We start from the raw sequence: 11,911 nt of genomic DNA on the forward strand, positions 1-11,911 counted from the left end.
GGACGGTGGAGCACGAGCAAATTCCTTTACCCCTATTGTCTCCCCTGCATCCAGTTTTACTTCATATGAGTGCCTATCTCCTAGAAATCTATACCCAATTATCTTTCCCGGGATGAAATTGAGAGCGCCAAGTCTTTCAATAGAATATATTTTCAGTAATTCTTGACGAATGCTTATAACGACACGCTTACCCCGTTTTATTGCCTTTTCATTGGTTCTAAGTATGGATCCGTCGCGTAATCGTATTTCTGATCCTATTTCAGTAACATTTGAAACTACACCTTCAATAAAATTTGACTCGCCAAGGAAATTTGCTACGAAAATGTCATTCGGCGTGTAGTAAAGTTCTGTAGGTTCGCCTATCTGAACGATTCTTCCTTTTCTCATAACAATTATTCTATCAGCAATGGCCATAGCTTCTAACTGATCATGTGTTACATGAATTGCTGTTAATTTGTTCTTTTTTACAATCTTGCGCAGTTCGTGCTGGAAAATGGCTTTCACTTTTGGATCTAGAGCCCCTAGAGCTTCATCAAATAGCATAAGTTTAGCGCCAGTAGCTAAAGCTCTTGCGACCCCAACACGTTGCAATTCAGGCGTGTTCAGTTCATCAGGAAAATTTTCAACCTTATCTGCCAGTTTTGTAGTATCTAATGCCTCCCAAACGCGTTTCTCAATTTCAATTTCGTCTAATCCTCTCAATTTAGGACCATAACCTACATTATCCCACACGTCCCAAAATGGAAAAATCTCAAAATGCTGGAAAACGAAGCCTATATCGCGGTTACCGGCTGGAGCAAATGTTACGTCTTTTCCATCTATAATGACTTCACCTTCAGTAGGTTGTGTCAGACCAGCAATGATTCGTAAAGTCGTTGTTTTACCGCAACCGCTTGGACCTAGTAAGGTAACGTATTCTCCATTACGAACTGTCAAATTAACTGAATCGACAGCGATGACCTTATCATAGTGTTTTGAGATATTGCTTAATTTTACCTCTGGCATTTTTACGCTTTCCATGATTTTCTAAATTCATTTCCATTCTTCTGCTGACCTGCTAATATAGCGTAATATCAACAAAAGCGTCAAAGAGATACATATCAAAATAATAGATGCGAAAGCTGCTGCAGGAAGAGCCAAAGATTCCACTAAATCCACAATATACACAGGAACCGTTCTTGATAAACCCATTACTACGATTGTAGCGCCGGTTTCTCCAAGTGATCGTGTGAATACCATGATTGCACCTGCAAGAATGCCACGTCCTGTCAATCTCAGGGAGACTGTTCGAAATGTCGTCAGATCAGATGCGCCGAGCGTTCTTGCGACTTCTTCGTACCCTGGATCGATCCCTTCTATGACTGCTATAACAGGACGGATGAAATACGGATATGTAAAGATTATATGAACCATTAGAATAAGCCAAAAACCTGGATTAATCATACCTCTCCAAAAGAGGAACGCTGAAAAACCAATTGCAGAAGATGGAACTGCAAGTGGAATGTCAATCATTGCGTCAAGTATACCATTAATTTTGCCCCATTTTCTTCGGACTAAAATAAATGCCATGGGTAGCCCAAATCCCAAATTTATTAACGTTGCCAGCGTTGCAACTTGTAAGCTGGTGACAAGAGAAATGAACAACCATGCCCATTTCAAATCAGGAGCCAAAAACACTTGATAAAATACGCCTGATTCAAAACGTCCAGTTGCGGGGGAGCCACTCCACCATAATGCCACATATTGAAAGGTAAAGAGGCTAGGCAGAAGAATAATGACTAAAAAAATTGCTATTGTCAAAGAGTTTCTAAACCTTCGTTGCCACATTCCACTTAAAAACTGTTCAGGGCGTGGCCATACTTTCTCTATTGGAAATCCAACCTTTCGTGCCATGATTCTAACTAAAACTAACATAATAACTGCAATAGTTACAAGTACCATCGATAGAAACGCGGTTGCTGGAATTAATAATAACTTTCTCCAGGAAACTATGAGTATCGGTGCTGTTTCATATACCCCTGCTACGATTAACGTGGCACCTGTTTCACCTAGACTTCTGGTAAATGAAAGAATTGCGCCTGCAATAAGACCTTCTTTCATTAAAGGCATACTTATTGTTCGCCACGTGGTGAATCCCGAAGCACCCAAGGTTTTTGCTGCATCCTCATAGGTTTTATCGATTCCTAATATAACCGCTTTTAGAGATCTGACGATATATGGGTAGGTAAAAGCAATATGAGCTAAAATGATCAAAAGTGGGCCACGGGATAAAAGACCCGTTTCTAAGCCTAAAAGCACCGAAATCCCGCTACGGCTACCCCAAAACAAGAATATGCTAAAGCCAAGTGCTGCAGTTGGAACTGCCATTGGCAGATCCACTAATGTATCCAAGATTTCTTTTCCTTTAAACTTATATCGGGAAATAAGGATGGCCATTGGCAATCCGATTATTATATTAATAACTGTCGCAATGGACGCAATCTGAAAACTTCTAATTAATGCTGTTCTCATAATCTGCCATCGAATGTCGCCAGCTATTGGGTCGTTGAAAACTGTTGTGACGACCTCATTCCAACCAAGAAATACTGCTGAAAAAACAAAAATCGTTGGACCTAGGATAATCACAAAGAAAAAGGCAAGTGTTACTCCCTCGGCGCCTAGGCGACACCATCGGTTCGACAATCGATGTTCCAATGTTCTAATTCTTTCACTGAGCGAAGAGGTCGCCATTTTTAAGCTCCTTTTGCTTTAGAGACTTCCCATAGATCATTAATGCGAAGAAGCACTTCTCCCTGTGGAGAGGAATGCAAAGGTATAGTCAAGGTAGACTCAACTCCATTTTGTGAGTTGAAAACGTCAGATGGCACTTCAGGCGTGCTGAATAATCTAAACCCATGTTCAGGTGCCAATTCCAAAATTTCTTCAGATTGTAGAAATCTAAAAAACTCTCCTGCAGCCCATCTTTGCCTATCGCTTACCCACGGGGCGTTTAGAATACAAAAAGGATGATCTGAAAGTAATACTCCTTCTTCGGGATAAATGGCTTTCAAATTCTGGTTCCAAACGGCTTGCGGATCTCCAGCTAAATTCTTTTCAATAATTAGGTTCTCATAAACGACGAAAACATTTAATCCGTTAGGACCTGTTTCAGTAGCTTGGTCAATGAGAAAACCTGTGCTTTCTCCGTAGTAAACAGCTTTTGCTTCAAGTTCTGTCATCCATTGTTTTACTGAAGCATCTTTTAAGTCGTCTAATGACAATTCCGCTGGATTCTTTGAGGCTGCAACAGCTGCTTCTAGAATGACCGCCATGAAACCTGAATTACTTAACTGCGGGTTTGTATGCGCAAATAAAAGTTCGCTATCCGGAAGTATCGCTAAGTCGTGAAGGCTTTGGAATCCTGTTATTCCTTGTGTCTTCGCATAATTTTCCCAAGTACCAATTATTATCGGAGAATAAATAAACGTCTCCCATTCGGTAACAAGAGTTTCACTTGTACCTCGCTCTTCAGCCCACATTAAATTCGCTAATGGAATCCATACAGTAGACGCTGGGCTCCAAATAGTAGGTTTTATTCCACCTGTGATCACACTGACCATTGATTCACGGGAGCCAAGTGGTCGAAAGAAAACATCAATTTGCACCTCAGGGAATTCTTCTTCCCACCATTCTTCAAACAAAGGAGCGACCTCTTCAATCCAACCGCGCTTTTCAGAACCATACACCATTTCAAGCCTAATGGTTTCGCCACCGACCTGAGATACCACAAGACCATAGAAATACCCAATGAGGGCACCAATTAGAATTCCTATTAAGAATATGACTAATATTAATGTCCACGGTCTTTTTTGTCGTCTGATTGGTCTCATTTGGTCTTTAATTTCAATGCCCCCAGACCTATAACTCTAAACTATGCGATCAAACATTCACAACAATGCAATTTAAAATTGTTTCGTAATTGTTTGTTAAAAAGCATTTGCTTAATAAAAAACAGTTTTATAACTTGCAATCTAATAGAGTGCAATTAGAATTCATCGAATCAAAAATTTTCAGTAAAAGGTGTTTAAGATTGACCACAACATTGGCTATTGTTTGTAATGGTGGTCTTGTTATCGGATCAGAATCTCAGGCAACAATGGGATTCTTTGTCGCGAGCAATACGGCCACAAAAATCTACAAAATTACTGATTATATTGCTATAACTATTTCAGGTGGTGTAGCTGACGCCCAGAAGATTGTAGATCAAATTCGTGCGATGGCACAACTATGTATTTTGGATTGGAGAAGACAGCCAACTGTACGTTCAATGGCTAAACTTACATCAAAAGTATTGGGACAGAACCGAATGTTGCCATATTATGTATCCCTAATAATTGGAGGAGTAGATCAAGAAGGTGCGCATATATTTACTCTTGGAGGGCTTGGTAGCATTCTTGAGGAGAAGAAATTCGCATCAACAGGATCCGGTTCGCCTATGGCCTATGGAGTATTAGAAAGCGAATATAAGGATAACCTCAGCATCGACGAAGGCGTAGAATTAATCAAAAGAGCAATTACATCCGCTCGTAAGAGGGATGCTGGATCAGGTGGAGAGTTTCAAATCGTTACGATAACAGCTGATAAAGGCGTTGAATTTGTAAATTAGGTTTTTATTGAATGTTATGACTCGGAGAGGAATCTATCTAAAAACTATATTTTTTCTTTGAAGTTGAAAAAAAGAAAGTATGGTACCCTCCCTAAAGAAGAAATCTTCAGGAGAGACCTGTCTTTTATTTAAGAAGTTAATCTCCCGATAAAAGACTTTTCATTATTTTCTCGATTGGATCTCTTCCGACCGCACCAATAGCTTGCTTCACTGGTGATCCGTTTTTAAAGAATATAAAAGTTGGAATCGCAGAAACTGAGAATTGTCTCGCTATTGCAGGTTCCTCATCACAATTAAGTTTACCAAAAACAAATTTTCCTGCATAGTCCTTTGCTAGTGCATCGATAATCGGTTCCATAGTTTTGCACGGTGGGCACCAGCTGGCCCAAAAATCCACTAAAACAGGCATATTTGAATTAATAATCTCATTAAAATTGCCAGAGTCTGCTTTAATTACATCTCCTGTCATTTTCGCATCTACACTCCCTTTCGTTTTCATTAGTTCAGCCATTCTCTTTTTACGAAGTTCTTGTAACTCTTCATCGTCTTCCATAGCGTACAGATCCATTATGTTGTCTTTCTTAAAGTAAACCATCAAAAACGAATGTAGTAATCAGTTAAATGAGTTAGATGAATGTTTTCACCTGATTTTCATTATAAAGCTTTTGCACATGGCATTGTTTACTATAAAAAAGATAAGAAATCATGCAATCTGACTAAGTTAAATTGAAAGTACGCGCTTATTTAGAATATTAAAAAATTTAAAGGAAAATGAATTACTGAGAATTACTAAGGTCTCCTTAGCTTCCCATTACAGCATTATGGTTGTTCTGTGTCTATTCAGAAGGTTCCTTTTTGGATTTTTCAGCCAGATGTTTTTCTAACATATCTTTTACTTCATCTTCAGTCTTTGTTTTGTCCAAGATTTCCTTTTTTAACTCATCAGACATCTTTTTGGGTTCATCATCAGCCATATTTCAACCTCACGAGCATTCTTGAGTAATCCCTCCACTGGGGTCTTATATTTTTTTCGAGAATTTTGTGCGCAGAATTTTATAACGCAAGGTGTGTCAAAATTTAGAAGCTTTTAATAATGTTTAAGTTCCTCTTCTTGTTGCATCTATGATTTGTTAAGAATTTGTATATGGTGATATTTCTGTCGTACATTGAACGTGTTACCTATTGGTACATCAAACGAGCAGTCCTTGGAGGACTCGCAACATTATCAGAGAAGCGATTTGTGTTTTTTCTGTCCGTATCGCTACTGTCTATTTTTGGTTCTACGATTTTAACGGTTCTTGATCTTACAACTTTGCCACTGTTTCAATTTATAATCAATATTGAAACTGTAGCAGCAGTAGTTTTTGTTATTGTAGGAGCTGTCGCTTTTATACTCAAGCGTACGACGATAAGAATAACCTTAGCTATCCTATTACTATCATTGCTTCTTTTAGGGCTTTACATCTTTCAAATTCTTTCAATACCATTTCAAACATTTGCATTTGCATGTTTCTATGGTTGGATTCTGATACTAAATATTTCAACATTTTCGGCTGTTAGAAATTTCATTGCAGGCTGGTCAGGTCGGATAGTGAGTTTTGGGAAACCAAAAGATGCAATTTTATTTGAATGGCCCATTAAAATTATTGCGATACTAAGTATAGCTGGATTTTTCATTCTTGGGTTCGGCTTCTTGATAGGCTATGGTTCATCAGATTTCATAAGTGGCATTTCAGGAATAGTCGCTTGGAGCATTTGCGTGGTTATGATCTTTTGGTGGATCAAAAAATCTAATAATGACGTATTTGCTTCTATTGTAGGTCTTTTCTTCATTTTTGTGGTGTACCACCTAGCGTTATGTATTTGGAATGGAATTGGTGCTGGCACGGGATCTCTTGCAGTAGACGCCATCTTCATAGCCGTTGGAACTCTATATGCCGTTCAGGGTCTCTGCAGACGTCTTGCACCAACAAATGAACAAAAAGTAGGTGAAGAAAAATCAACTTGGGAAGACGGTTCAGTTATTGCGCTCTTAGGCACAGTTTTGGGCTATCATGCCTTTATTGTGAATAATATTACTTCAGGTCAAAGTACTAGAGTATTAATCTACAGTTTTCATCAATTTTCAATTTTATTCGATGCTATAATTCTTCTTGGATGTGTGATGTTATTTGCTACCTCTTTAAGATTTAGGAATTACGTTTCAAGGACACCAGGACCAAAAAGTCTCGTTAATGATCTTGTTTCCTTTATCAAGGAGAAAGATCTTAAACACTTCCTTGACGACATGTTAAAAAAAGCTAAAAATGATGCAGAAGTAAAAAAAGAAGAATTAGTTGCGGCATTAGATCAACTAAAATCTCGTGCAAAAAAGAAGTTTAATTCGTTTCTGAAGAGCGAAGATAAGGAAACCAATGATTCTTAAAAAGACAGTACATTCACAATAGTATTGGTCCATTCAGATCAATGTCAGATACTATTATTGCTTCTTTGTTTACGTAATTTCCGAGCGCTTTCACTACATCAGTTACAAGATCCGGTTCTACAATTGCATGGAGCGCATCACCGATCATATTTTGTGTAGCTCCTAGTGCTCCATTTTCTACAGCAACATCTGTCATTTTCTTAATAAGCACTGACATTAAGCCGGAATTGATCGCAAAGTCTTTACATGACTTGAAGAAATTTTCAATAGTCGGATTTTCTCTAATCAATTTAAGCGAAATTTCTCCATATTCGTTGATTTTTCGTAGTTTTTCATACGATTTAATGACTCCTCGTGTTTTTATAGGAGAGACTAATGCTGTTACAACTTTCCCAGAAAAATTTGGATCCATAGGTATTCGCTCTATATTGAAAAGTCCCTCAACACCAGGGATCAATATTAGAACTATTCCGCCATTCAATATTCCTGAAACACTTCCTAATCCGGTTTGACATTTGACTTCAGCAATATGTGCGATCTTGCCGACTTCATATTTTGACAATTCTAATTCTAACGCATCATTAAGTGCCATTACAGATGAAAGAGCACCAGCCCCACTAGTTCCGTATCCTGCGCTCATAGGAACTTCGATTTGATGCCTTATAATGACATCATACGCCTGCTTTACTTCTTTTAAAACAAGTTCAATAGCAGTTTTTGTCGTATATGCGTTTGGTGTCAGTTTATCGTTTATGAAGACGTTGATAGTACTGTTTTTTTGTGAAGGAAGTACTTCTAGTTCAGTAATAACTCCCTTCTTAATGACAATTCCGCCGCCGCGCGAACCGATCAAGTTGGGGTCTTTAAGGAGTTCTCCGTTCAAGTCCCAGAGCTGTGCGCTGAAGAAACTACTGATGCCTGCAGGTGAAAACGCCTTTGCTTTCATCAGCCGGCCTCAATATCGGAATTACCTGATAAAAGTTCAGGAAATGCCTGATGGCACGCTTTTACTACGATTGGAACGACTAAAATTAGGAAGGGTATCTCGCTGACAAATGTCCATAATGCAGCACTAAGTCCCAAAACAATTCCCCAGTTTGAGCCCAGGTATGAGATGAAGAATTGTGTGAATGCCCATAGACTAATCCCTATGTAAACGCTACCTGCCGCCAAACCAGCGAAAGCGAGGATAAAGTATTTTCTCCATGAAAATTTTCTTTTCGCGTAACCAATTATCCAAAACGCAATAAAATTGGCGGGGACACCAACAATGATGCTTAGCAGTGCATTACCGTGCCCATATACTACATCGGCAATAAAAATTCCTATTGCTGCCCCTAAACCCCCTACTAGTGGTCCAAAAAGCACTGCAAAGACAGCTGGAACGATTACTGCTGGCCAGAACCTAACCCCATATACAACTATTCCAAGATTTGTAAATCCACCAAAAACCACGTACAAAGCCGCATTAATAGCTGTCATTGAGGTTTTCAATGCACTAAAATAAATATTAGTCGTCACAGTTTCTTTTCTCAAAAATTTATCCCCAAATAATTTGTGTTTTTGTCTAGTTCACTCTTTATACCTTTTGTATTTATCCAATAGAGAATGTATTTGTGTATGTTATCTTTATATTCTTTATATTTTCAAAACTATCTTGAATCTAATAATCACACCAAGGATCTGAATTGCTTGTTATTGGACGATGTTTAGTTCCAGTCATTAAACGTGAGTATAGAGAAAAAATTAGTATTTTCTTTAGGCATAAGTTCCATTCATTTTATCATAATTGATTTTGGTATCCTTATAAAATCTAAAAAAGCAAGAAGTATGATAAATAGTGAGAATGCTTTACAAAATATGTAAAAAATATAACATCTATATTATGTTGTCAACCTTTATGATCATTTGCACGTCTAAAAAAAGAAAATTAGGGGTGTTTGAGTGTCGAGTCAGAATATTATCAAGGCCAGCGTTGTCAAGTTCCTTGGTCATTTACAGGAGCAAAAAGGTTCTTTAGAAACTGAATTGTCAAACATGCTAGAAGAGATGCGTCTCAATTCTGTTTCTGTCACAACAAAGAGAAATTATGAAGTTTCAGATGTTAATCAAATCGTTCGAGAAATTAACACGGCAATGGTAGATTATTTTAAGAAAACATATAGTTCCATCTCTGTGGACGCCAGCCGCAGAATCCGCTCGGTTATTGAGGATATAGTTCGTGTTGTGGGTGGAGAGTTAGGCGAGTCTGATATTAACGAGATCATTCAGAAAATAGAATCATTTGAATCACAAGCTTTAATGGCCCAAGAGATGGCGGGTAAGGCTGAAGTATTACAAGGCACATTAGCAGAGAGAGAGGCGGAAATAGAACAGCTAAATGAATTAGTAAGATCAGAACGTTCGAAAAATGAGGAAATCACAAAAGAATTGGCTGAAAAAGACGAAAAACTCACGCAATTAGAAGCAGAAAATAAAAAATATGCAGAACAAATCGAAAGTGGTGAGATGGTCTCTGCAGCTAAAATAAAAGAACTTGAAGCGTCTATTAGTGAGCGGGAGAAAAAAATTGAAGAAGTAGAACAAAATTATTACTCAAAAATTGAAGAAGTCAACGAGAAACAAGAAAAACTTGATGAAATAACACGAGAACTTGAAAAATCAAAGGAAGAATATGAGAGTACTATCGAAGACCTCGGAAATCAAATGATGGGTCATGTAAGTAATGTTGAGGAATTGCAAACGGTCTTATCTGGTAAAGAAGAAGAGTTAGAAAGTCTACAAAATATTCAGCAAGAAAAAGATAGCGAGTTAGAAAATCTAAAGGGTGAGCTGGAGAATCTCAAAAAAGAAGCAGATCTATTGCGCGTGAAAGCTGAAGAAGAGCAAAAGAAAACAATTGACGACTTAACCTCAAAACTTAATCTTGCTAATACGGAACTCAGTACTTTAAAAGACGAATTAGCCGCAAAGGAATCACATATCAATGATCTAAACTCTCAATTACACACAAGTGATACTCAGATTGCGTCAAATTCAGAAAAGATAGAAGCTTTAACATCACAGAACAAAGAATTTGAAGACGAGATTCGATCACAAAAAGAAATAAATAGAAACTTAGAACTTCAGACAATGGATTTAAACGCAGAGATTGAGCGTCTGAGGGGCGAGATTTTCCGTTTAGAAGGTGAAACTGGGTCTCTTCAAGAAAATCTTCGAGAATATGCTTCAAATATCAATGAAAAAGAGACGCAGATTCAAGAACTGACATCTCAAATCGAGCAACAAAACGAGGAATTAGAGGATCAGAAAAAACAAAATAGTTATCTAACAGAGCAGTATGAAACCTCAATTGCCAAGTATAAAACAATACTTCAACAACAAAATCAGAAAATAGCAGAAGTTCATGAACAATTACGGGAAAAAGATAAGGTAGCACTAGAGTCGACTACAAAAGTTGATGATTTAGAAAACAAAATAAAAAGTTTAACTTCTGAAATAGAAGACAAGTCATCGCGTATAGAATCCTTAAATGATAAAGTTGAAGAACAACAACGTTCGTACAATGAACTCTCTGAGATATTATCCAATGAACGTACAAAAATTGTTCAATTAGAAGATGAGTTATCAGCGCCTCGTACCCTAATCTCGAATCTTCAGACTGAGGTTGAACTTGTACGAAATGAAAGTAGACATTACCAAGAACTTAACGAAGGCTATGAAAAAGATTATGAAAGAATTAAAGCTAGATTTGAGGCATTAAATCAGAGAGCGACGCTCTTTAGGGAACGTTTGGAATCCGATCCGAAGTATAAAATATTGTTCATGCTTGAGGAGATTAAAGGCGGGGGCGGTCTTGGGCTTGATGAAATTAGGTTAGCTATTGGCGAACCGCCTGCCCTTGTGCGAAGGTTATCTATGGAGCTCGAGACAGAAGGACTAGTGTTGATGGAGACTGTAGATGGTAAGACCAGAGTTAAACCGACACCGAAAGCCGTAGAACTTGTTGTCGAAATTGAAGAAGAGGAAGAGAAGAAAGAAAGCGATGAGAACGCTGAAAACACCGAATAAACTATTAATAGCTTCCACCTTTTTATCATTGACTTCTTTGCATTCATTATCTACTTCGCTTTATTGAATGGAGTAGAAATAATGCAACTTTAGGAATTGTTTAACAAATACCTATTCGGTTATTTTAAAAAACCTGAGCCTCCAGGTTACCTTATATACCTTATAGGTATTATAACGTTGCCATAGTGTATCCTATTAGAATAATCAATGAGCCTATGACGCACTCAAACTCTATCATATGAAAGTGATTACGGAGGGTAAAAAATGACTCGTAATTCAAAAAAACCTTTTACTTATGGTGTTGACCTAGGAGGCACGAAAATTGAAACGGTATTGGTCGATGCTACCGGTTTTGTTTTATCTAGAGAGCGACATCCAACGAATCTAGAAAAAGGAGCAAAGGGCGTTATTAATGATATTGTAGATTGTGTAAAGAACTGTTTGATAGATACAGAGATAAAAGGAGAAGCCTTAGGTATTGGAATAGCAGGTCAGGTAGATCCATCAACAGGAACCGTCATTTTTGGCACAAATCTTGGCTGGCGTAATGTACCTATACGATCTGAACTTGAAAACGCCTTGGAAATCCCAGTAGTGGTTACCAATGACGTTCGCGCCGCAATGTGGGGAGAATGGATGCATGGAGCCGGTAAAGGAGTGAACAACTTTGTTGTTATTTTCGTTGGTACAGGCATTGGTGGAGGTATCGTCAGTGATGGACGTGTAATAAAAGGATGTACAGGTATAGCTGGAGAATTAGGGCATAGGAC

General features: G+C 38.0%; 11 protein-coding genes. 4 read left to right on the top strand and 7 right to left on the bottom strand.

Features of this window, described 5'->3' with window-relative positions:
* The 3 genes from QVB70_RS13275 to QVB70_RS13285 form a co-directional block, all read right to left on the bottom strand.
* On the bottom strand, positions 1-1,005 hold a 1,005-nt coding region (locus tag QVB70_RS13275; protein ID WP_287587113.1), incomplete at its 3' end, for an ABC transporter ATP-binding protein.
* 27 nt (positions 1,006-1,032) lie between these two features.
* Positions 1,033-2,730 carry an iron ABC transporter permease gene (locus QVB70_RS13280; RefSeq protein ID WP_287587114.1) on the bottom strand — a complete coding sequence of 566 codons (1,698 nt, stop codon included), beginning with the start codon at positions 2,728-2,730 and terminating at the stop codon, positions 1,033-1,035.
* A 2-nt stretch (positions 2,731-2,732) separates the two neighbouring features.
* A complete protein-coding gene (locus tag QVB70_RS13285) occupies positions 2,733-3,869 on the bottom strand; it encodes a substrate-binding domain-containing protein (RefSeq protein ID WP_287587115.1) in 1,137 nt (378 codons plus the stop codon).
* 200 nt (positions 3,870-4,069) lie between these two features.
* Here QVB70_RS13285 and QVB70_RS13290 point away from each other — a divergent pair, with 200 nt between their 5' ends.
* Entirely contained in the window at positions 4,070-4,645 is a 576-nt protein-coding gene (locus QVB70_RS13290) for a hypothetical protein (RefSeq protein ID WP_287587116.1), read from the top strand.
* A gap of 136 nt (positions 4,646-4,781) precedes the next feature.
* On the opposite strand, the gene trxA is transcribed toward QVB70_RS13290, so the two are convergent.
* A complete protein-coding gene (gene trxA / locus QVB70_RS13295; protein WP_287587117.1) occupies positions 4,782-5,213 on the bottom strand; it encodes a thioredoxin in 432 nt (143 codons plus the stop codon).
* A 268-nt stretch (positions 5,214-5,481) separates the two neighbouring features.
* Positions 5,482-5,619: a hypothetical protein gene (locus tag QVB70_RS13300; protein WP_287587118.1), complete on the bottom strand. Its 138-nt coding sequence runs from the start codon at positions 5,617-5,619 to the stop codon at positions 5,482-5,484.
* Positions 5,620-5,789: 170 nt separating this feature from the next.
* Here QVB70_RS13300 and QVB70_RS13305 point away from each other — a divergent pair, with 170 nt between their 5' ends.
* Positions 5,790-7,070 (top strand): hypothetical protein, encoded by a 1,281-nt coding sequence (locus tag QVB70_RS13305; protein WP_287587119.1) that lies wholly within the window; start codon positions 5,790-5,792, stop codon positions 7,068-7,070.
* Positions 7,071-7,083: 13 nt separating this feature from the next.
* Here QVB70_RS13305 and QVB70_RS13310 read toward each other — a convergent pair whose 3' ends face one another.
* Both QVB70_RS13310 and QVB70_RS13315 read right to left on the bottom strand, forming a co-directional pair.
* Positions 7,084-8,016, bottom strand: coding sequence for a hypothetical protein (locus tag QVB70_RS13310; RefSeq protein WP_287587120.1), 933 nt, complete (start codon positions 8,014-8,016; stop codon positions 7,084-7,086).
* Positions 8,016-8,591 (bottom strand): ECF transporter S component, encoded by a 576-nt coding sequence (locus QVB70_RS13315; RefSeq protein ID WP_287587121.1) that lies wholly within the window; start codon positions 8,589-8,591, stop codon positions 8,016-8,018. Before QVB70_RS13315 ends, QVB70_RS13310 begins: the two co-directional genes overlap by 1 nt.
* Before the next feature lie 423 nt (positions 8,592-9,014).
* On the opposite strand from QVB70_RS13315, the gene QVB70_RS13320 reads away from it, so the two are divergent.
* Positions 9,015-11,141 carry a hypothetical protein gene (locus QVB70_RS13320; protein ID WP_287587123.1) on the top strand — a complete coding sequence of 709 codons (2,127 nt, stop codon included), beginning with the start codon at positions 9,015-9,017 and terminating at the stop codon, positions 11,139-11,141.
* A gap of 264 nt (positions 11,142-11,405) precedes the next feature.
* A partial coding sequence (locus QVB70_RS13325; RefSeq protein WP_287587125.1) for an ROK family protein occupies positions 11,406-11,911 on the top strand: 506 nt, incomplete at its 3' end.

It is taken from the genome of Candidatus Borrarchaeum sp. (assembly GCF_019058535.1).
GTDB classification, from domain to species: domain Archaea; phylum Asgardarchaeota; class Sifarchaeia; order Borrarchaeales; family Borrarchaeaceae; genus Borrarchaeum; species Borrarchaeum weybense.